The sequence below is a fragment of the Bacillus sp. 03113 genome (assembly GCF_006546985.1).
Classification (GTDB): domain Bacteria; phylum Bacillota; class Bacilli; order Bacillales; family Cytobacillaceae; genus VATK01.
In genome coordinates, this window is sequence record NZ_VATK01000004.1 from 86,906 (window position 1) to 107,991 (window position 21,086).

21 protein-coding genes and 1 other annotated feature are annotated in these 21,086 nt (G+C 37.6%); all 21 genes read right to left on the reverse strand.

Annotated features, from left to right (window positions below):
- Positions 1-80: 80 nt before the first annotated feature.
- Positions 81-713 carry an orotate phosphoribosyltransferase gene (gene pyrE, locus FDO66_RS04615; RefSeq protein ID WP_141431248.1) on the reverse strand — a complete coding sequence of 211 codons (633 nt, stop codon included), beginning with the start codon at positions 711-713 and terminating at the stop codon, positions 81-83.
- Complete coding sequence (gene pyrF, locus FDO66_RS04620) at positions 710-1,426, reverse strand: orotidine-5'-phosphate decarboxylase (RefSeq protein ID WP_141431249.1); 717 nt, start codon at positions 1,424-1,426, stop codon at positions 710-712. The genes pyrE and pyrF overlap by 4 nt, the downstream gene beginning before the upstream one ends.
- Positions 1,398-2,333 (reverse strand): dihydroorotate dehydrogenase, encoded by a 936-nt coding sequence (locus tag FDO66_RS04625; protein WP_181444455.1) that lies wholly within the window; start codon positions 2,331-2,333, stop codon positions 1,398-1,400. Before FDO66_RS04625 ends, pyrF begins: the two co-directional genes overlap by 29 nt.
- A 2-nt stretch (positions 2,334-2,335) precedes the next feature.
- Entirely contained in the window at positions 2,336-3,115 is a 780-nt protein-coding gene (locus FDO66_RS04630) for a dihydroorotate dehydrogenase electron transfer subunit (RefSeq protein WP_141431251.1), read from the reverse strand.
- Complete coding sequence (carB, locus tag FDO66_RS04635; protein WP_141431252.1) at positions 3,112-6,324, reverse strand: carbamoyl-phosphate synthase large subunit; 3,213 nt, start codon at positions 6,322-6,324, stop codon at positions 3,112-3,114. Before carB ends, FDO66_RS04630 begins: the two co-directional genes overlap by 4 nt.
- On the reverse strand, positions 6,303-7,421 hold the full coding sequence (locus tag FDO66_RS04640) for a carbamoyl phosphate synthase small subunit (RefSeq protein WP_141431253.1): 1,119 nt from the start codon (positions 7,419-7,421) through the stop codon (positions 6,303-6,305). Before FDO66_RS04640 ends, carB begins: the two co-directional genes overlap by 22 nt.
- Positions 7,418-8,704 (reverse strand): dihydroorotase, encoded by a 1,287-nt coding sequence (locus FDO66_RS04645; RefSeq protein WP_141431255.1) that lies wholly within the window; start codon positions 8,702-8,704, stop codon positions 7,418-7,420. Before FDO66_RS04645 ends, FDO66_RS04640 begins: the two co-directional genes overlap by 4 nt.
- Entirely contained in the window at positions 8,667-9,605 is a 939-nt protein-coding gene (locus FDO66_RS04650; protein WP_141431257.1) for an aspartate carbamoyltransferase catalytic subunit, read from the reverse strand. Before FDO66_RS04650 ends, FDO66_RS04645 begins: the two co-directional genes overlap by 38 nt.
- A gap of 357 nt (positions 9,606-9,962) precedes the next feature.
- Positions 9,963-10,505, reverse strand: coding sequence for a bifunctional pyr operon transcriptional regulator/uracil phosphoribosyltransferase PyrR (gene pyrR, locus FDO66_RS04655; RefSeq protein WP_181444456.1), 543 nt, complete (start codon positions 10,503-10,505; stop codon positions 9,963-9,965).
- 411 nt (positions 10,506-10,916) lie between these two features.
- Positions 10,917-11,816 carry an RluA family pseudouridine synthase gene (locus tag FDO66_RS04660; protein ID WP_141431260.1) on the reverse strand — a complete coding sequence of 300 codons (900 nt, stop codon included), beginning with the start codon at positions 11,814-11,816 and terminating at the stop codon, positions 10,917-10,919.
- The gene (gene lspA / locus FDO66_RS04665) at positions 11,816-12,283 is read right to left on the reverse strand and encodes a signal peptidase II (protein WP_141431261.1); all 468 of its coding nucleotides are present in this window, start codon (positions 12,281-12,283) and stop codon (positions 11,816-11,818) included. The genes FDO66_RS04660 and lspA overlap by 1 nt, the downstream gene beginning before the upstream one ends.
- A gap of 88 nt (positions 12,284-12,371) precedes the next feature.
- Entirely contained in the window at positions 12,372-12,659 is a 288-nt protein-coding gene (locus FDO66_RS04670) for a TraR/DksA C4-type zinc finger protein (protein WP_141431262.1), read from the reverse strand.
- Between the two features lie 209 nt (positions 12,660-12,868).
- On the reverse strand, positions 12,869-15,640 hold the full coding sequence (gene ileS, locus FDO66_RS04675; RefSeq protein ID WP_141431263.1) for an isoleucine--tRNA ligase: 2,772 nt from the start codon (positions 15,638-15,640) through the stop codon (positions 12,869-12,871).
- A gap of 75 nt (positions 15,641-15,715) precedes the next feature.
- Positions 15,716-15,948, reverse strand: a binding site (T-box leader).
- 48 nt (positions 15,949-15,996) lie between these two features.
- Positions 15,997-16,512 carry a DivIVA domain-containing protein gene (locus FDO66_RS04680; protein WP_141431264.1) on the reverse strand — a complete coding sequence of 172 codons (516 nt, stop codon included), beginning with the start codon at positions 16,510-16,512 and terminating at the stop codon, positions 15,997-15,999.
- Positions 16,513-16,606: 94 nt separating this feature from the next.
- Complete coding sequence (locus FDO66_RS04685) at positions 16,607-17,377, reverse strand: YlmH family RNA-binding protein (RefSeq protein ID WP_141431265.1); 771 nt, start codon at positions 17,375-17,377, stop codon at positions 16,607-16,609.
- 71 nt (positions 17,378-17,448) lie between these two features.
- Positions 17,449-17,712, reverse strand: a complete 264-nt coding sequence (locus tag FDO66_RS04690; protein ID WP_141431267.1) for a YggT family protein — start codon at positions 17,710-17,712, stop codon at positions 17,449-17,451.
- A 7-nt stretch (positions 17,713-17,719) separates the two neighbouring features.
- On the reverse strand, positions 17,720-18,157 hold the full coding sequence (locus FDO66_RS04695; RefSeq protein ID WP_141431268.1) for a cell division protein SepF: 438 nt from the start codon (positions 18,155-18,157) through the stop codon (positions 17,720-17,722).
- 15 nt (positions 18,158-18,172) lie between these two features.
- The gene (locus tag FDO66_RS04700) at positions 18,173-18,850 is read right to left on the reverse strand and encodes a YggS family pyridoxal phosphate-dependent enzyme (protein ID WP_141431269.1); all 678 of its coding nucleotides are present in this window, start codon (positions 18,848-18,850) and stop codon (positions 18,173-18,175) included.
- Positions 18,851-19,678, reverse strand: a complete 828-nt coding sequence (gene pgeF / locus FDO66_RS04705) for a peptidoglycan editing factor PgeF (protein WP_141431271.1) — start codon at positions 19,676-19,678, stop codon at positions 18,851-18,853.
- A gap of 211 nt (positions 19,679-19,889) precedes the next feature.
- Positions 19,890-20,159 (reverse strand): YlmC/YmxH family sporulation protein, encoded by a 270-nt coding sequence (locus tag FDO66_RS04710; RefSeq protein ID WP_141431273.1) that lies wholly within the window; start codon positions 20,157-20,159, stop codon positions 19,890-19,892.
- A 135-nt stretch (positions 20,160-20,294) separates the two neighbouring features.
- A complete protein-coding gene (gene sigG, locus FDO66_RS04715; protein WP_141431274.1) occupies positions 20,295-21,074 on the reverse strand; it encodes an RNA polymerase sporulation sigma factor SigG in 780 nt (259 codons plus the stop codon).
- Between the last annotated feature and the right edge of the window lie 12 nt (positions 21,075-21,086).

Sequence of the window (21,086 nt, forward strand, 5' to 3'; positions counted from 1 at the left end):
GCTTATAAGATAAAAAAGGTAAGCATGAGATCCATACTTACCTTCAAAAAAATGGTCGCACATGTGCGACCATTTAGTTATTAATTTACTGTTGCTCCCCATTCTGCAGGGTTCTTCTTCCAATTCGTCAGCTTATCCAAATCTTCTTCTTGAATATAGCCTTTTTCCTTTGCTACATCAACGAGAGTTGTATAGTCTGTTAAGGAATAGCTTTCGATATTTGCTTCTTTCAATAGCTCTTTACCCTTGCTTAATTCATATGTAAAGATCGATACAACACCTACTACCTCACAACCCGCTTCTCTTAAAGCTTCCACAGCTGTAATTACACTTCCGCCTGTTGAAATCAGATCTTCAATCACAACGACTTTTTGACCTTTCTCCGCTTTTCCTTCGATCTGATTCCCTTTACCATGACCCTTTGGCTTAGAACGTACATAGCACATTGGCAAATCTAATAATTCACTAACCCAAGCGGCATGTGGAATCCCTGCTGTTGCAGTACCTGCAACCACTTCCGTTTGAGGAAATTTTTCTAATACAATATCTTTTAATCCACTAGCAATCGCTTTACGAACATGAGGGAAAGATAGTGTCAAGCGATTATCACAGTAAATCGGCGACTTCATTCCTGATGCCCATGTAAACGGATCATTTGGCTGTAAAAAAACAGCTTTAATTTCTAATAATAATCCTGCTATATCTCTTTTCATAACAAGATGCCCTCCCATTTCTCTTTAAAAATTTGGTAGCTTTTGAATGGATCTTCAGACCTTGTAATGGAGCGCCCAACAACAATCGAAGAAACACCAGCCGCCTTCGCTTCATCAGGAGACGCAACACGTTTTTGATCTTGAACATCATCAGATTTCAAACGAATGCCAGGTGTAACTGTTAAAAATGACTCTCCTAGTGCACGTCGAATTTGTCCTGCTTCATGCGTCGAGCAAACGACTCCATCTAAGCCTGATTCTTTAGCTGATTTTGCATAGTGTAAGACAGAATCAAGAAGAGATGTTTGGATTAATTGATCTCGTTTCATTTGCTCCTCAGAGGTGCTCGTTAATTGAGTGACTGCAATACAATACGGTCTGCTTTTTCCTGCAGCAACTCCGCTTTCTAAGCCTTCTAACGCGGCTTCCATCATGATTTTTCCACCGGCTGCGTGCACGTTAACAAGGTCCACACCTAAGCGCGCTAATCCTTTCATCGCACTTTTTACGGTATTGGGAATATCATGCAGCTTTAAGTCTAGAAAAATATTGTGGTCTTTTTCTTTCAATTCGTGGATAATGGATGGTCCTTCTTGATAGAATAATTCCATTCCAACTTTTAAGAATAGTTTTTCATCATGAAAATGATCTAAAAATTGAAAGACTTCATTTCGATTGGCAAAATCAAGCGCGATGATGAGTGAGTTTTTCATTTGCTTTCCAGCTCCTTCCTACACATTCCGAAACATGGTCATACCCTAATTTCTTTAAGAGGACTGGCAGTTCTTCAATAATTCTCGGACAGACAAATGGATCGACGAAATTCGCTGTACCAACTGCTACAGCACTTGCTCCTGCATACAAATATTCGATAACATCTTCAGCGGTTTGGACGCCTCCCATTCCAATGATCGGCAAGGAAACCTTTTGACTTACTTCATAAATCATTCGAATAGCTACTGGCTTAACAGCTGGACCTGAAAGACCGCCAGATTTATTTGCTAGTATTGGTTTTCCCGTTTTTAAATCTAGGCGCATTCCTAATAATGTATTAATCATCGTAATTCCATCTGCGCCGCCTTCCTCTACTGCTTTCGCCATATCAACGATGTTTGCTACATTAGGAGATAGCTTTACATACACAGGTTTTTGAGAGACTTCCTTTACTTTCCTTGTTAAGTCCATTGCTACCTCCGGAATGGTTCCAAAAAGAATCCCACCCGTTTTCACATTAGGACAGGATATATTAAGTTCAAGAGCATGGACATTTGGCGCATTTGAAATCTCTTTTGCAACCTCTACATAATCCTCTTCAAGCGAACCCGCTACATTCGCAATAATTGGAACATCGTACTGTGAAAGCCATGGCAGTTCTTCAGACATCACTTTTTTTAGACCTGGATTTTGCAAACCAATTGCATTTAACATCCCAGCAGACGTCTCAGCAACACGCGGGGTCGGATTGCCAAAACGAGGTTCTAAAGTAGTCGCTTTAATCATAATCGCACCAAGCTGACTCAAATCGTAGAGATTGCTGAATTCTCTACCGAATCCAAAGCAGCCGGATGCAGGCATAATTGGGTTTTTTAAAGATAGTCCGGGTAATTCAACCTTTAGCATGCTCATAATACAACCTCCCCTGCTTTAAAGACTGGTCCGTCACTGCACACTTTTTTATACGTAAATCCATTTGGATCATCGCCTGTATGACATACACATGCAAAGCAAGCACCAATTCCACAGCCCATTCTTTCCTCTAAAGATAGATAAACTTTTTTATGACCATAGGATGCTTCTAAAGCTTTTAGCATAAGCGTTGGTCCACATGAATAAAGAATGTGAAAATCGATTTCGTTTTGATTAATAACATCTGTAACAAAACCTTTTGTCCCGTAAGTTCCATCAACTGTGGCAATATAGGTTTCCCCAAGTGCTGCAAACTCTTCTTCATAAAACACTGCTGATTTCGTTTGGAATCCGAGTACGTGGATCACTTTTACGCCTTTTGAAGTAAGCTGCTTTGAAAGTTCATAAAGTGGCGGAACACCAATTCCTCCTCCTACTAATAAAGCAACGTCTCCTGCAGATGCTTCACTAATCGGAAAACCGTTTCCAAGTGGTCCAAGTACGTCAATTTCTTCTCCTTCACTTCTTTCAGAGAGAATGGAAGTACCCCTTCCTTCTTTACGGTAGATCATGGTAAATTCTTTTTTATCTTTATCAATATTAGCAATACTGATTGGTCTTCTCAAAAGTGGATCCATTCCACTGCCAACTTTTATATGAACAAACTGACCAGGCTCCTTCATCTCATGAACAAGCTCACCCTTTAAGGTGAGCTCGTAAATAGATGCTGCAATTTCTTTTTGAGAAATAACCGTGCATAGTTCATTTTTAATCATGAATGAATAACCTCCTCAATTTGAGTCGATTGTTCCATTGGTTCACTTGAGAATGTCATCGATTCTATTACTCGTAAAATAGCTTCCGCTGTATCTAGTGAGGTTAAGCAAGGGATGCCATTCTCAACAGATTCGCGTCTTATTCTAAAGCCGTCACGTGCAGGCTGCTTTCCTTTTGTCAAAGTATTAATAACAAATTGAGCCTCGCCATTTCGAATGACATCTAAAAGATTTGGTTCAGCTGCACCAATTTTATTTACTACTTCAACTGGAATGCCTTCTTCTTTTAAATATTGAGCTGTACCGCTCGTTGCCATAATTTGATAACCGATGCTTGAAAATCTCTTTGCAAGCTGGCGTGCTTCTTCTTTATCTTTATCCGTTACTGTTAGTAAAACTGTTCCAAACTTTTGAATCTTCATTCCCGAAGCTACTAAGCCTTTATACAAAGCTTTTTCTAACGTTAAATCTTTCCCCATTACTTCACCAGTCGATTTCATTTCAGGGCCAAGCGTAATATCTACACGTCTTAGCTTTGCAAAGGAGAATACCGGAACCTTAACATAGACTCCATTTTTCTCTGGAACCATCCCTGTTTGATAGCCTTGTTGAATTAATGATTGACCTAAGATTACTTTCGTTGCGATTTTAGCCATCGGAACATTTGTAATTTTGCTTAGGAATGGAACTGTTCTACTTGAACGTGGGTTTACTTCAATAACGTAAACCTCTCCTTTAGAAATAACGTACTGGATATTTAATAAACCAATGATACCTAAGCCTTTTGCTAATCGCTGCGTATAGTCAATCAACTTCTCTTTAATTTCATCTGAAAGGCTTTGAGGCGGATACACAGCAATTGAATCTCCTGAATGGACCCCTGCTCTTTCAATATGCTCCATGATCCCTGGAATCACAACAGTTTCACCATCTGATATCGCATCTACTTCAATCTCTTTTCCAGTTAAATAGCGATCAATTAATACTGGATGCTCAGGATTGATTTTTACAGCGTTTTTCATATAATGAAGCAGTTCTTCTTCTTTATAGACAATTTCCATCGCTCTTCCACCTAATACATAGGATGGACGTACTAAAACCGGGTATCCAATATTTGTAGCAATTTCAACAGCTTCTTCAACTGATAAAGCTGTCTTTCCTTTTGGCTGAGGGATACCTAGCTCAGTTAGAGCATGTTCAAATTTATCTCGATCCTCTGCACGGTCTAAGTTTTCTAGTGAAGTTCCTAGAATTTTCACTCCACGCTCCACTAATTGAGAAGCAAGGTTAATCGCTGTTTGTCCACCAAATTGAACGACTACTCCTTCTGGCTGCTCTAAATCAATAATGTGCATAACGTCTTCAATCGTAAGTGGCTCAAAATATAATTTATCCGAGATACTAAAATCAGTTGAGACTGTTTCAGGATTATTATTAACGATAATTGCTTCAAAACCAGCTTCTTTAATAGCCCAAACTGAATGTACTGTTGCATAGTCAAATTCTATTCCTTGACCAATTCGAATTGGACCAGATCCTAGAACAACAACACTTTTGCGGTCTGTCACAATCGACTCATTTTCATCTTCATACGTTCCATAAAAATAAGGTGTCTCAGATTCAAATTCCGCCGCACACGTATCAACCATTTTGTACACAGGAACAATTCCATTTTCCTTGCGCCATTGATAGACTTCAAGTTCTGTTGAATTCCAAAGCTCTGCGATTTGCTTGTCAGCAAAGCCTTTTTCTTTTGCTTTTTTACCGATTTCTTTATCAAAAGGATAGGCAGATAACTTTTCTTCAAAAAGAACTAAACTTTCCATTTTTTTCAAGAAGAAAAGATCTATTTTACTCCAATCATGAATCGTTTCGATGGTAACGCCTCTTTTAAGAGCTTCCGCGACATAAAATAAGCGCTCATCCCCTGCATTACGAATCCTTTTTTCAACAAGCTCATCACTAAATTGTTCTCCATTTGTTAAAGCAAACTTATACACATCTGCTTCAAGTGAACGAATAGCTTTTAATAATGATTCTTCGAATGTGCGGCCGATTGCCATAACTTCCCCAGTCGCCTTCATTTGCGTACCAAGATTACGCTTCGCTGACTCAAACTTGTCAAACGGGAATCGTGGAATTTTTGACACAACATAGTCAAGAGCAGGTTCAAAGGATGCATATGTTTTACCTGTTACAGGATTTAGCATTTCATCTAATGTTAATCCAACAGCAATTTTCGCTGCAAGCTTGGCAATTGGATATCCAGTTGCTTTTGACGCAAGGGCTGAAGAACGGCTTACACGCGGGTTTACCTCGATAATGTAGTAATGAAAGCTATCAGGGTCTAGGGCAAGCTGGACATTACATCCGCCTTCAATCTTTAATGCACGAATAATTTTTAAAGAAGTATTTCTAAGCATTTGGTATTCACGATCACTTAATGTTTGGCTTGGAGCTACAACTATCGAATCTCCTGTATGGATTCCAACTGGATCGATATTTTCCATATTACAAACAACAATCGCATTATCGTTTGAATCACGCATTACTTCATATTCAATTTCTTTAAAGCCAGCAATACTTTTCTCAAGGAGACATTGCGTTACAGGGCTATTTTTTAATCCACTTGTCACGATTTCAATTAATTCTTCCTCATCATGACAAATTCCGCCGCCAGTACCGCCAAGTGTAAAAGCAGGACGAACGATGACAGGGTATCCGATCCTTTCAACAAAAGTATAAGCTTCATCAAGGGTATGAATAATATCACTTGGTGGAACCGGTTCACCTAATTCATTCATTAAATTACGGAAAAGATCACGGTCTTCTGCTTGTTCAATCGCTGAAAGCTTCGTTCCTAGAATTTCAACTCCACATTCTTCTAATACACCAGATTTATATAGTTCAACAGCTAGGTTTAATCCTGTTTGACCTCCAAGTGTAGGCAGGATGGCATCTGGGCGTTCTTTACGAATAATTCTGCTTACGAACTCCAGTGTAAGTGGTTCAATATAGACAGCATCTGCCATTTCCGTATCTGTCATAATCGTCGCAGGGTTTGAGTTAACCAAAACAACACGATATCCTTCTTCCTTTAATGCGATACAAGCTTGGGCGCCTGCATAATCAAATTCTGCTGCTTGACCAATAATAATCGGACCTGATCCAATTACTAATATGCTATTTATATCTGTACGCTTTGCCATTTGCTTGCACCTTCCTGTTTCTCTTTTTTCTCCGTTTCAATCATTTCAATAAAGCTGTCAAATAAATAGTTTGTATCTTCTGGTCCAGGTGAAGCTTCTGGATGATACTGAACAGTGAAAGCTTTTGCATCTACATGTTTAAGTCCTTCGATCGTCCCATCATTTAACGCAATTTCCGTTACTTCAAGACGAGTATTTTTAATAGACTCTACTTGAACCGTATAGCCATGGTTTTGAGAAGTTAAAAACACTTTTCCAGACTGAAGGTTTTTAACAGGATGGTTTGAGCCTCTATGACCGAATTTCATTTTTTCAGTATCTGCTCCACATGCTAAAGCAAACAGTTGGTGACCAAGGCAGATCCCAAAAACAGGTACTTTTCCAAGGATTCCTTTTATCATTTCGATTCCTTCTGGTACATCCTTTGGATCCCCAGGTCCGTTTGTAAGCATGACTCCATCTGGACTTAAATTTAATACTTCTTGAGCTGTTGTATTGTATGGGACAACAATTACATCACAATCTCTTTGGTTTAATTCTCGTAAAATACCATGCTTCATTCCAAAATCAACCATGACTACTCTATGACCTCTTCCAGGACTTGGATAAGGTGTTTTTGTTGAAACTCGCTTTACTTGTTCATTAAATATTTTATGTTCTCTTAATTGATTTACGATTTCGTCAACATTTACTTCCATTCCGCAAATCGTTCCTTTAAGGACCCCATGCTGACGAATAATTCTAGTTAATTTTCTCGTGTCAATCCCTGCAATTCCAGGAATATTCTTGATTTTAAAATATTCATCAAGAGATAATTCATTTCTCCAGTTTGAAGGGAAATCACACACTTCTTTTACTACAAAACCTTGAATAGCAGGTGTGATGGATTCGAAATCATCTCGGTTAATACCATAGTTTCCTACTAAAGGATACGTTAAGGTAACAATTTGACCGCAGTAGGATGGGTCTGAGAGAATTTCCTGATAACCAGTCATCCCAGTATTAAAGACAACGTCACCGATAGCAGTTGCCTCAGTGCTGCCAAAGCCTTCTCCAACAAAAACAGTTCCATCCTCCAGAATTAATTGTCTTTTCATGCTTGTACACGTCCTTTTTTCCATGCTATTTTCCCTTCAACAATCGTTGTAACTGGCCAGCCAGCACATTCCCAGCCATTGAATGGAGTGTTTTTCCCTTTAGATAGGAAGTTTTCTTTATTAATGCTTTCTACTGTTTCTAGATCTAAGATCACGATATCCGCAACGGCTCCTTCTTCTAATTTCCCTTTATTTAATCCAAAGGCTTGAGCCGGCTTCTTTGTTAAAAAGTCGATTAATTGCTTTAAGCTAATTATTTCTTTTTGTACAAAATGAGTATATAAAAGCGGAAAAGCTGTTTCTAATCCAACAATCCCAAATGGTGCAAGCTGCATCCCTTCGCTTTTCTCCGCTTCCGTATGCGGGGCATGGTCTGTTGCAATGAAGTCGATCGTTCCATCCAATAAACCTTCTATTAAAGCGGCATGATCTTCTTTTCCTCTTAATGGAGGATTCATTTTGTAGTTTGTATCAAGACCTGGGATGTCATCCTCATTTAATAATAAATGGTGAGGGGTTACCTCAGCAGTTACACGAATACCTGCTTTTTTAGCATCACGCACGACACGTACGGATCCCTTTGTACTAATATGACAAACATGGTAATGACAGCCAGCTGCTTCAGCCAACAGTACGTCTCTTGCGATATGCACAGACTCACAGACGGAAGGAATACCATTTAAGCCTTGCTCTTTTGAAAAATTCCCTTCGTGTACAGAACCTTTGTTAATTAACGTGTTTTCTTCGCAATGAGCGACAATAGCCATGTTCAGTTCGGCTGCTTTTTTCATCGCTTCAAGCATTTTACCTGCCGATTGAACACCAACTCCGTCATCTGTGAAAGCAAAAGCACCAGCTTCTTTTAAAGCGGCAAAATCCGTAAGATCTTCTCCAAGCTGTCTAACCGTTATGGAGGCGTAAGGTAGCACATTTACGGAAGCTGTTTCTTTAATTCGGTTTTGGAGCCATTCAAGCTGTTCTTTCGTGTCCGGCACCGGTCTTGTATTTGGCATCGCTGCAACCGTTGTGAAACCACCTTTTGCCGCTGCTTTCGTACCTGTCTCAATTGTTTCCTTTTTCTCACCACCAGGCTCACGAAGGTGGATATGTAAATCGATGAAACCTGGTGCAATCAATAAACCTTTTGCATCAATAATTTCATTTGCTTCAATTTGAATCTCTTGATCAATTTTCGTAATTTTACCATTTTCAATCAATACATCTGCACGGACCTGTTCACCATTTTCAGTAAGCAATTGGCCATTTTTTATGATTAACGACATCCTTTTGTCCCCCTTGAATTGATTCAATTGATTTTTTTAGTACAGCCATTCGAATATAAACACCATTTTCCATTTGTTTAAATATTCGTGATCGTTCACATTCTACTAAAGAATCTGCAATTTCTACATCCCGATTGACTGGCGCTGGATGCATGATGATACTGCCTTTCTTCATTCTTTTTTCTCGTTCAATCGTTAAGCCAAATTCCTGATGATATTGCTCAGCTGTTCCTCTCTTTTTCACTGCGTGTCTTTCATGCTGAATGCGAAGCAGCATCACAACATCAGCTGTTTCAATCGCTTGATCCACTTCTTCATATTGCCCATTGTTCAACATATCTTCTTCAAACCATTCCTTTGGACCTGAAAAGACAACATTTGCTCCAAGTCTTCCTAATGTATCCGCATTCGAATGAGCGACTCGACTGTGCCTGATATCACCAATAATGGCCACCTTAATTCCTTCAAAGGTTCCAAATTCCTGTTGAATGGTTAATATATCTAATAACGATTGTGTTGGATGATGTCCACAGCCATCTCCTGCATTGATAACTGGAATGTTAATGCTGCCGACAAGCTCATCAAAATAACGATCTTGCTTATCTCTAATGACAACCGCATTTACGCCGATTGCTTCCAACGTTTTAACTGTATCATATAAGGTTTCCCCTTTTAATACACTAGATGCATTTGTTTCAAATGGAATGACACTCAAGCCAAGCTTTCTTTCTGCTACTTCAAAGCTGCATTTTGTTCTTGTGCTTGGTTCAAAAAACAAGTTTGCTACAAAGGTTTGTTCATTCGGGGTCCAACGATGACCATTCATAAAAAGTTCAGCATCTGCTAATATTTCTTTTATTTCCTGGATGGACAATTGTGAAGTTGTTAATAAATTTTTCATAATATTGCCTCCTCATCGTTTTTATAAGAAATGCGTAAGCGCCCTGTTCATCCCCGACAAGCATAAGACGAATCACGCAGGAAATCCTGATTTCTGGAGTGATTTGGCTTATGACTCTAGGGGCTGGGCGCTGAAGCTAGACATTAGTCTACCTTCAGAAAGTTATACTTTTCTAATTATGTGTAAAAAAAACACCTTGATCCGAAATTCAAGGTGTTGAAAAGAACATGTAGTAGACTTGGTATGAAGACGTACAAAATCTTCGACATTGCCATGCAATGCCCTCTACTTTCAACACCCTTAAAGCCTCTCTGGACTTTTTTAAAAGGCGTTCCTATTTTATTGTGTATCATTAGCCTAATTTTCATAAATGCTTACTTGATCAATATGATCCAGTTCATTCAGCTCAACGACAATTTTTTCAGAGCTTGATGTTGGAATGTTTTTCCCTACATAGTCTGCTCTTATTGGCAGCTCTCTATGACCACGATCGACTAATACAGCAAGCTGGATGGAAGATGGTCGACCGATATCAATGAGAGCATCTAAAGCAGCTCGAACTGTTCTTCCTGTGTAAAGAACATCATCAACCAAGATGACTTTCAAATCTTTTATATCCTTATGAATATCCGTTCCTCTAACAACAGGCTCTTGATTTATTGTCTTTATTGTTAAATCATCTCGATATAACGTTATATCTAACTCCCCAACTGATACTTCTTTGCCTTCAATCTGCTGAATTCGCTCTGCCAGACGAGTGGCGAGATAAATCCCTCTTGTTCGAATGCCTACAAGCATACAGTCTTCGATTCCTTTATTTTTTTCAATAATCTCATGTGCTATCCTTGTTAGTGCTCTTCTCATTGCTTGTTCATCTAGGACAATCGCTTTCTGTAACAACATACTCACCCTTTTTTTTGATAAGAACAACATTGGAAATAGACTGGTATTTAAGCGAATAAAAACCCTCTCACCGAGAAGGTTGAGAGGGTAGACGAATTCCATATTTTTATACCATTTCCAAAAAATGGTCATCCGTTTCCTTCCCAGCCTCACGGGACTGCTCTTAAAGGACTTATTAAACTAAAATAATGTTAATGCAGAATGGTCTTTTTGTCAATGATCTATTTCTATTTGTCCAGCTTTAGTGTCTAGCCCTTGTGAAAAATAACCCTTTGTCTCTTAAAGCAAAAAGCGCTTTATGAGCCAAATGAACATTTTTCTTCAGGGCTGATCAAGCCACTTCCGACGTACAGGAAGTACTAGTGGCGATGTTGCCACAGGATGTGGCGTATTTAATCGGCCGCTTTTCTATAGTGTACGTAGTAATTTTTGAAAATCTTCCGGTAGAGGTGCTTCAAACTCTAGATACTCAGATGTTCTTGGGTGAATAAAACCAAGTACACCTGCGTGTAAAACTTGTCCTCCAAAATCAATCGTTTTTTTCGGGCCATATTTAGGATCTCCTGCTAATGGAAACCCAATGTATTTCATATGGACACGAATTTGATGAGTTCTTCCTGTTTCTAATTGGCATTCAATAAATGTAAAATCATTAAAACGCTCTAAGACACGAAAATGAGTAACAGCATTTTTCCCATGATCAACTACAGTCATGCTTTGTCGATCCTTAGGATCACGTCCAATAGGTGCGTCAATAGTTCCATGATCGTGAGGAATCGTACCGTGAACGACAGCTTTGTATTTACGAGTAACCGATTTCTCTACCAATTGATTAACTAAGCTTTCGTGTGCAGCATCATTTTTTGCAACCATAAGAAGTCCTGAAGTATCTTTATCAATTCGATGGACGATCCCTGGACGCATAACTCCATTAATACCCGAAAGGTCCTTACAATGAGCCATTAACCCATTTACTAATGTTCCAGTTGTATGACCGGGAGCCGGGTGAACAACCATCCCCTTTGGTTTATTCACGACCAAAACATCTTTATCTTCATAATAGATATCTAGATCCATTTCCTCAGCAACCACATCTAGTTCTTCTAGTTCTGGAATTGAAATAGAGATATGATCATTTATATTCGCTTTATAATTTGTTTTAATTGATTTCTCATTTACTAACACATAGCCATCTTTAATCCACTGCTGTACCTGTGTTCTTGACCATTCACCATTGATCGAAGAAATCAATTTATCAATTCGTTCATTCTTTTCATTTTCTGTTACAATATGTTCAATTTTCTCCATTATTTTTTCTCCTTTTTCGCTTCCCTCTCTTCTTTTAACATTTGAATCATTAATAGTCCTACACCAATAACTAAAGATGAATCTGCAATATTAAAAACGGGAAAATCATACCCAAAAATGTATGTATTAATAAAATCTACTACTTCTTTTCGAACGACACGATCAATAAAGTTACCGATGGCTCCCCCTAGCATCATTCCAAGAGCAACTCCTAAAAGACGTTTCCCTTTGGCTGCTTTTTGAATATAATAAATAATTCCAATGATAACCACAACCGTTATCAGATAGAAAAACCACATTTTCCCTTGAAGTATCCCCCAAGCAGCCCCTTGATTACGATGAGATACGATGTAAAGAAAATGGTCAATGATCGTTATGCTCTCTCCAATTTCCATATTTTTTACAATTAACCATTTTGTAAGCTGATCTAAGGTAATAACAAATAAAGCGATTATGTAATAAAGCACAAAGGTCCCCCCACTTTTCAAATAAGTACCTTTTGAATTTTAACATAATCGGCATAAAAACTACAGCCATCCAATACAAGATCATGTCCTACGTATATATTTGTTTTCGGTAAAAGCCTTCAACTTGTTCAATGTCTTTCATTGATTTTAACGTTGGGATCATTTCTAACACACCCAAGGGCATAGGTTCTCCGCAATTTTCACATATTCCATATTCACCATTTGTTAATTTATCCATGCTTAATTCAACGTCTAGAAGTTCCTCTATAATCAAATGCTTGATTTTCTGTGATCCTGAATGAATATTTAAACTTTCTTTTAGCTCCTTTTTCATGACACACAGCTCTGAAAAAAACTTTTCTTCATCTGTATTCACAAGCATCACACTCCGCGTTTGTTTTTAAATAGTATTTACGAAGGATGGTTATGAAAAACCAATAAACATTTAGCAATAAAATCAAGAAATAGTGAAGGTGGAATTTATTAATATTTGTTTTGTGATTCGCTCTAATATATTAAAGATGAAAAAGAGATCAACCCGAAAAAATGTTTAGGGTCGATCTCTCTTTTTTTATACGAAAGCGATTATACAAGATGCTTATAATTTTCTTTTACAACTTCTGCACAACGAGGACATAGGGTTGGATGATCCTCAGATTTACCTACTTCAGGTGTTACAATCCAGCAGCGTTCACATGTTTCACCCAATGCTTTTGAGACTACAATTGCTGCACATTCTAATTTTACAGCCTGTTCTGGAGCTTCATTGTATGCTCCAGCTACTTCAAATCCAGACACAATAAAGAGCTGCTTTAAGTCTTCTTGAATGGAATCAAGAAGATTCTTTGTCTCTTCATTTGCATATAAAGTAATTTTAGCTGTCAACGATTTTCCAATCACCTTTTCATTACGGGCTGTTTCTAATGCTTTTAACACATCATCTCTTAGGCTCATAAAAGCGGACCATTTTTCTACAAGAGCTTCAGCGTTTTCTAGTTCTTGATATTCAGGAATATCCGTTAATTGAACACTGTCTTCTTTAACAGAAGAAATATAGCTCCATACTTCATCAGCCGTATGTGACAAGATTGGTGCTACTAATTTCGTTAATGTAAGTAAGCTCTCATATAAAACCGTTTGGATGGCGCGACGATCTTGATGATCTTTCGCTTCAATGTAAAGAACATCCTTGGCAAAATCAAGATAAAACGCACTCAAATCAAGTGTACAGAAGTTATTCACTAAATGATAAATAGTGGCAAATTCATAGTTTTCATACGCTTCTCTGACTTGCTTTACCAATTTATTAAGCTTAACAAGAATAAATTGATCCACTTCTCTTAAATTTTGATAGGCGATTGCATCCTTTTCAGGAATAAAATCATCAAGATTTCCGAGCAAGAAACGGAATGTATTACGAATTTTACGATAAACCTCAGCAACCTGCTTTAATATAGGATCTGACACACGAACGTCTGATTGATAATCTACAGAAGCCACCCATAAGCGAAGGATATCAGCTCCTAATTGATTCATTACCTTTGCAGGTACAACAACGTTCCCCAGTGATTTACTCATTTTTCTTCCTTCACCATCAAGAGCAAAACCGTGACTTAAAACGCCTTTATAAGGAGCTTTTCCTGTGACAGCAACACCTGTAGAAAGAGATGAGTTAAACCAGCCTCGATATTGGTCTGACCCCTCTAAATATAAGTCAGCTGGTCGAACAAGATCTTCTCGTTCTTCAAGCACACCTTGATGAGAAGAGCCTGAATCAAACCAAACATCCATAATATCCGTTTCTTTTGTAAAAGTACCGTTCGGACTTCCTGGATGTGTAAAGCCTTCCGGCAATAAATCCTTTGCGTCACGTTCAAACCAAATATTTGAACCATGCTGGCGAAATTGCTCAGAAACGTAATCAATTGTTTCATCTGTGATGATAGCCTCTCCATTTTCCGCATAAAATACCGGAATCGGTACGCCCCATGCACGCTGTCTTGAGATACACCAATCTCCACGGTCACGAACCATATTAAATAATCTTGTTTCTCCCCATGCAGGTACCCATTTTGTTTCTTTAATAGCGGTTAAAAGGTCTTCTCTAAAATCTTTAATAGACGCAAACCATTGAGCTGTTGCTCTAAAGATAACAGGTTTCTTTGTTCTCCAATCATGAGGATAAGAGTGAGTAAAGAAGTTAAGCTTTAACAATGCGCCAACCTCTTCAAGCTTTTCTGCTATTGGCTTATTCGCTTGATCATAAAATAAACCTTCAAAACCAGGAGCCTCTTCGGTTAATACACCTTTGTCATCAACTGGACATAAAACATCAAGTCCGTATTTTTGGCCTACATAGAAATCATCTTCACCATGTCCAGGAGCAGTATGAACGCAGCCTGTACCTGCATCTGTCGTAACGTGATCACCAAGAATGACTAGTGAATCGCGCTTATAAATTGGGTGCTCTGCTACTATATATTCTAGCTCACTACCCTTAACACTTTTTAAAACATGGGCCGATTCCCATCCAATTTCTTTCGAAACAGCTTCTAATAGCTCCTTCGCTACTAAATATTTTGCTCCTTCGTTTTCAATTACAACGTAAATCAAGTCAGGATGTACAGCAATTCCAAGGTTTGCTGGAATCGTCCAAGGCGTTGTTGTCCAAATAACAATTTGCACATCTGTTTCTAAAACATCTTTTCCATCCTTCACCTTAAATCCAACGTAAATAGATGGGGAACGCTTATCCTGGTATTCGATTTCTGCCTCAGCTAGAGCTGATTCACTTGATGGAGACCAATAAACTGGTTTTTTCCCTTTATAAATATATCCTTTTTTCGCCATGTCTCCGAACACTTTAATTTGCTGTGCTTCGTATTCGGGCTTTAAAGTGATGTATGGATTCTCCCAATCTCCACGGACGCCTAAACGCTTGAACTGCGTTCTTTGATTATCGATTTGTTCATAAGCATATTTTTTACAAAGTGTACGGAATTCAGCAACAGTCATTTCTTTGCGCTTTACCCCTTTGTTTGTTAATGCTTGCTCAATTGGCAAACCATGCGTATCCCATCCAGGAACATAAGGAGCATGATAACCCGTCATTGATTTGTATCGAACGATCATATCTTTTAATATTTTATTTAACGCATGCCCCATATGAATATCTCCGTTTGCGTAGGGAGGTCCATCATGAAGAATGAACATCGGACGGCCTTTTGTTCGTTCTTGAACCTTTTTATAAATATCCATTTCTGCCCATTTTTCTTGAATTTCCGGTTCACGCTTCGGAAGATTTCCTCGCATCGGAAACTCTGTTTTCGGCATTAATAACGTATCTTTGTAATCCATTTGATTTCCTCCTGATTCTATTCTTGAATAGAGTTGGCATATTCCGGTTAAATACAAAAAAACCTTCACATCCCAATAAGGGACGAGAAGGTTTTAAAATCCCGCGGTACCACCCTAATAGATAGATATATCTATCCGCTTAAGCATTCCATAACGTGAATGACTCGCTATCGTTTAATAGTCTGTTAAAACGTTCAACGAAGTACTCAAGGGTGATTTTCCAATTTTTCGCTTTTTCCAAGCTTACACCGTCCCTGGATCGCTGCTAAAAGCATTAAAAATTGTACTGTCCCTCTCACCGTATACATACTATGTACTTATGATATATGAAATTATATTCATAAGTTTTGTTTTCGTCAAGCGAATGTATCTTCTTCTTTCGCAGATTTTAATTCTGAAGAATCTAATTCATACTCAAGAAGATGATCCCAATCATCATTATTTAACAAATCTAATTGCGCTTCGATCAGCATTTTAAAACGGGTACGAAACACTTTCGATTGCTTCTTCAAATCTTCAATTTCCAACGCAATTTTTCGTGCTTTAGAGAGTGATTCATTTACAATTCGGTCCGCATTTTTCTCTGCTTCTTTAATAATAAGCTTTGCTTCCTTTTGGGCATTTCTTTTCACTTCTTCCGCAGCTTCTTGCGCAACGATAATGGATTTATTTAAGGTACCTTCTATTGTATTAAAATGACCTATTCGTTCATTCAAATCACGCAATTTCTCTTCAAGTTCCTTTTTTTCACGAATAACCATCTCATAATCTTTAATTACTTGATCAAGAAATTCATTTACTTCATCTTCATCGTATCCACGGAACCCTTTACTAAATTCCTTATTATGGATATCCAACGGTGTTAATGGCATTTATGCCACCTCCCATGCTCAAAGTTTAAGCTTTTCATTATGTACTTAAACACCTATTCGACACAATCTGTAAAAATCCTGCAAAATTTTTAAATTATTTTTGTTTTGCTATAATGATTCGCCATTTATCTTTTTTTGTTCTTCCTTCAATGGACAAAAGTTTTGATCTTCCATGTCCGCGAACAGATAGTATATCATCCTCTTGACATTCAAAGGAAGGATTTTCTATATTCGTCCAGTTTACTTTTACTACACCTTGACTTATTAAAGCTTGAGATTTTTGACGGGAAAGGTTAAAAATAGCCGCTACTATCGTATCTAATCGTAATGAAGACACTGTTGTAGCTGTTTCGCTCCAAATTATATCTGAAATGATCGTATCTGAAGTGGAAATTTTTTGCAAGCTGACCTTTGCTTTCCCTATTGAATCCAATTGCATTTTAACATAGTCTTCCACCTCAGCTGCTATAAAAAACTGGATTCGATCTCCATTTTTTAAAATGTCCCCATATTTTCCTCTAGTAAGTCCAAGCGACATTAAACTTCCTAAAACATGAGGGTGCTCAACCTTCACAAATTTACTTGCATATTCAACTTCATACAAGCTGATTTGAAAATCATCCTCATTCGGTTCATAGTAATCTGGAAAAATTAGAGCTCGCTTTCTTTCAGCCAATGGATTTCCTCCATTTAGCTCCCATTTTACATTTTGTTGACCGATAATCATTCCTACGATTCTTTGTTCTCTAGGATCTAAAAAATCAGTTAGCTTAGGAGTATACTTGTGATCAACATAGTCCTTCCAATGGATGACTTGGTCAATAAATTCTTTTTCTTCCGGTCGGAAATGCTGATAAATAGACATGCTTCTGCTCCTTCAACAACACTATATACGAGAAAAAAGAAAAAGGGACTATTTAAGCTCCCTTATCCTCTTTACGATATCCAAAAAAATAACTGACGAAGCCCAGTAGATGCAAATTTAAGGACAAAGATCGCAACGATTGGCGAAATATCAATCATTCCAATTGGCGGGATTACTCTTCTAAACGGCTCTAAATACGGCTCACAAATTCTTGCTAAAAACCGTCCAATGGCTGAATCCTTCGCATTTGGAAACCATGACAATAATATATAAATAATCAATGCCCATGAGTAATAATAAAGGAGTTGCACGATAATACTAAAAAGGATATCCATAAAAAACTTACCACCTCGAATTTTCAAAGTCTTGCTCTTGTAGCATTTGTGATATATTCCCCGAAACTTCAACATTATCCGGGGTACAAAGGAAAATATCTAAACCAATTTTTTGAATATCTCCCCCTATAGCGTAAACGGTACCACTTAAAAAGTCTACAATTCTCTTAGCTTGATCTCGTTCAATGCGCTGCAGATTAATAACAACCGCTCTACGGTTTTTTAATTGGTCAGCAATATCCTGTGCTTCAGCGTACACACGAGGTTCTGATAATACAACTTTAGAAGATTTTTGAACACTTTGCAAGCTTACAACATTTTGTTTTGGAACTGACTGTTTATGCGTTTTAATTGGTTCCAATTCTTCTTCCATCGTTTCCTCTTCTTGATCTTCATAGTCATCATCAAGGAAAAAAAATGTTTTAATTTTCGATTTAATTCCCATACCTATCTGAACCTCCTATTGGTCATTTCCAACTAAAGCTGTACCAACCCTAATCATTGTGGCTCCTTCTTCAATTGCAATCATAAAATCATTTGACATTCCCATAGAAAGTTCATGACAAGGTGCATATGTAAGTCCTAGCTTTTGTACTTGCATCTGTATTTCTTTTAACTTGCGAAAACAAGCACGTATTTTGTTTTCATCCTCTGTTAGTGGTGCCATCGTCATGAATCCTACAATTTCAATATTAGAAAATTCCTTTAAGGATACAATAAAATCAATCACTTTTTCTGGAGATAATCCATGCTTAGACTCTTCCTGCGACACATTTACTTGAACAAAGCATTTGATTCGGTCTTTTGCACGCTTATTAATTTCCTGCGCAAGAGAAAATCGATCTAAAGAATGAATATATTGAACCTTATCAATAATATTCTTAACTTTCCGCGTCTGGAGCGTTCCGATAAAATGCCATTTTGGCTTGTCCTCTAAAACTTCCCACTTAGAAAGTAAACCCTCATCTCTATTTTCTCCTAAATCAGTAACCCCTGATTCAACAGCTTCAAGCGCCCTTTCAGTAGTAACATATTTAGTCACAGCAATGATGGTAATTTCATCAGGCTGTCTATTCGCTTTCTCACATGCTTCTTTTATTTTTGCTTTAATTTTTTCAAGATTATCTTTCACTTTCATTTAAACTGATTCTTCCTCCTTCCAGCCAATAAAGCTCATCATTCTTCCGGTGTTTCCTCGATCTCTCCGATGAGAGTAAAAATACTCTTGATGGCAGCTGGTACAAAATTGCGTTTTTACGATATTTTCTTTTAAGACGCCCGAATGTAAAAGAATTTGTCTATTTAGCTCCTTTAAATCTAAAAGGTATTCATGTTCCTTTATGAAAGTATAGGGCTTTTTTTCGACATCTGCTAGATTATTTCGGACTAAATCAATGACATTATCATCTACAACATAACATTTCTCACATATAGAAGGACCTATAACCACTAAAAGCTCTGTTGCATGGATTCCATTTTTGTTGAATTGTTGGACCATTTCTCTGCCAATTCCTTGAATTGTTCCCTTCCAGCCTGCATGTGCGATTGCAATCGCCTTTGATTTTGGATGGATAAAGTATAAAGGAACACAGTCGGCAAAACATAAAGTCAGAAGAATGTTTTTGTCAAAGGTAAAAAATCCGTCTGTCTGCTTAAAGGATTGATCGTATCTAGACGCACCCTTTCCTTTTTCAGCTTTCGTAATTGGCTGAATATGAATGTAATGGGTTTGTTCAGCCCCTACCCAATTAGTTAATGGCATATCAAGTAAATTTGCAAGAATTTGACGATTTTCATAGACCTTTTCTGTAGAATCATGAACATGAAAACCGACATTTAAGCTCGAAAAGGCATTTGTGCTTTTGCCTCCATTTTTTGTCGTAAATCCTGCTATTAATCCAGGAAATCGAGTTTCCCAATCATTTATACTGAAATATTGGTTATGAGTTAACTTAAATGGTTCCATATACATTAAACCTCATTGCTTTTTAGAATAATTGTTACCTGGTGCCCTTTTTTAAGTTTAAACATGAGTAATCAAAAAGCAGGTTAGCTTCTATTTTGTGATAAACATGTAATATTCATCCTGACCTTTTTTACCATATTCCAACAAGGTTTAAGCGCTTTTATATAGTTTACCATAGAAATAATGAAAGGGAACTACAAACATGTGAGTGCTACTCTTTTTCTTCAGTTTCAGTTAAATCAAAATTATCCTTGTAACGAACAAGAATAACGTCTTCTCCAATTTTTAATATGTTATTCCAAGGAATGACGATATCTTCTTCGCGTCCAAAAAAACCCAAAACCTTACCTGCACCATTAATAATAATCGCTTCGATTTTCCCTGTTACAATATTAATTTCGATGTCACCAATATTCCCAAGCTTTTTTCCATTAGCAACATTTACAATATCCTTTATTTGAAAATCAGAGATTTTCACCATCTGTAATCACTCCCACAAAAGGTTCATACTTAATATGTATGTAAGCAACTACATAAAATTACAGAAAAAGAAGGACAAAAGAAAAATGCCCGCCACCTCTTTATTAGAGTGTGACAGGCACTTTCCGCTTTTCTTTTAACTTTGAATGTTTTTATTCATTTGTTTAATAGCTGCTTTTTCTAGACGAGAGACTTGTGCTTGTGAAATGCCGATCTCTTCTGCTACTTCCATTTGGGTTTTCCCCTGAAAGAATCTTTTACGTAAAATCAATTTTTCACGTTCATTGAGTCTTCTCATTCCTTCTTTTAAAGCGAGCTCCTCAATCCATTGAATATCTTTATTTTTTTCATCACTGAGCTGATCCATCACATAAATAGGATCGCCCCCATCATTATAGATCGGTTCAAAAAGTGAAACAGGGTCTTGAATCGCATCAAGTGCAAATACTATTTCTTCATGAGTAACATCCAACTCTTTTGCAATTTCCTCTGCCGTTGGTTCTCGTGAAGTTTTGCTCATCAGACGTTCTCTTACCTGCAAAGCCTTGTATGCAATATCTCTCAAGGATCTTGATACTCGAATTGGATTATTATCACGTAGATAACGCCTAATTTCTCCAATGATCATTGGAACAGCATAGGTGGAAAATTTCACGTTTTGACTTAGATCAAAATTATCAATAGATTTCATGAGACCGATACAGCCAACCTGGAATAAGTCATCTACGAATTCGCCTCTATTGTTAAATCGTTGAATTACACTTAACACAAGACGCAAATTGCCATTTACAAGCTTTTCCCGTGCGTATATGTCCCCACTTTGCATTTGCTTGAAGAGTTTTCTCATTTCTTCATTTTTTAGTACTGGAAGCTTTGATGTATCCACTCCGCAAATTTCTACTTTATTTCGAGTCAATCCATTCCCTCC

What these genes read in the sequence shown, in the direction of transcription:
- pyrE (WP_141431248.1), bottom strand. Translation starts at nt 713, where the DNA reads ATGAAAAGAGATATAGCAGGATTATTATTAGAAATTAAAGCTGTTTTT.
- pyrF (WP_141431249.1), bottom strand. Translation starts at nt 1,426, where the DNA reads ATGAAAAACTCACTCATCATCGCGCTTGATTTTGCCAATCGAAATGAA.
- FDO66_RS04625 (WP_181444455.1), bottom strand. Translation starts at nt 2,333, where the DNA reads ATGCTAAAGGTTGAATTACCCGGACTATCTTTAAAAAACCCAATTATG.
- FDO66_RS04630 (WP_141431251.1), bottom strand. Translation starts at nt 3,115, where the DNA reads ATGATTAAAAATGAACTATGCACGGTTATTTCTCAAAAAGAAATTGCA.
- carB (WP_141431252.1), bottom strand. Translation starts at nt 6,324, where the DNA reads ATGGCAAAGCGTACAGATATAAATAGCATATTAGTAATTGGATCAGGT.
- FDO66_RS04640 (WP_141431253.1), bottom strand. Translation starts at nt 7,421, where the DNA reads ATGAAAAGACAATTAATTCTGGAGGATGGAACTGTTTTTGTTGGAGAA.
- FDO66_RS04645 (WP_141431255.1), bottom strand. Translation starts at nt 8,704, where the DNA reads ATGTCGTTAATCATAAAAAATGGCCAATTGCTTACTGAAAATGGTGAA.
- FDO66_RS04650 (WP_141431257.1), bottom strand. Translation starts at nt 9,605, where the DNA reads ATGAAAAATTTATTAACAACTTCACAATTGTCCATCCAGGAAATAAAA.
- FDO66_RS04660 (WP_141431260.1), bottom strand. Translation starts at nt 11,816, where the DNA reads ATGGAGAAAATTGAACATATTGTAACAGAAAATGAAAAGAATGAACGA.
- ileS (WP_141431263.1), bottom strand. Translation starts at nt 15,640, where the DNA reads ATGGATTACAAAGATACGTTATTAATGCCGAAAACAGAGTTTCCGATG.
- FDO66_RS04680 (WP_141431264.1), bottom strand. Translation starts at nt 16,512, where the DNA reads ATGCCATTAACACCGTTGGATATCCATAATAAGGAATTTAGTAAAGGG.
- FDO66_RS04685 (WP_141431265.1), bottom strand. Translation starts at nt 17,377, where the DNA reads ATGTCTATTTATCAGCATTTCCGACCGGAAGAAAAAGAATTTATTGAC.
- FDO66_RS04690 (WP_141431267.1), bottom strand. Translation starts at nt 17,712, where the DNA reads ATGGATATCCTTTTTAGTATTATCGTGCAACTCCTTTATTATTACTCA.
- FDO66_RS04695 (WP_141431268.1), bottom strand. Translation starts at nt 18,157, where the DNA reads ATGGGAATTAAATCGAAAATTAAAACATTTTTTTTCCTTGATGATGAC.
- FDO66_RS04700 (WP_141431269.1), bottom strand. Translation starts at nt 18,850, where the DNA reads ATGAAAGTGAAAGATAATCTTGAAAAAATTAAAGCAAAAATAAAAGAA.
- pgeF (WP_141431271.1), bottom strand. Translation starts at nt 19,678, where the DNA reads ATGGAACCATTTAAGTTAACTCATAACCAATATTTCAGTATAAATGAT.
- FDO66_RS04710 (WP_141431273.1), bottom strand. Translation starts at nt 20,159, where the DNA reads ATGGTGAAAATCTCTGATTTTCAAATAAAGGATATTGTAAATGTTGCT.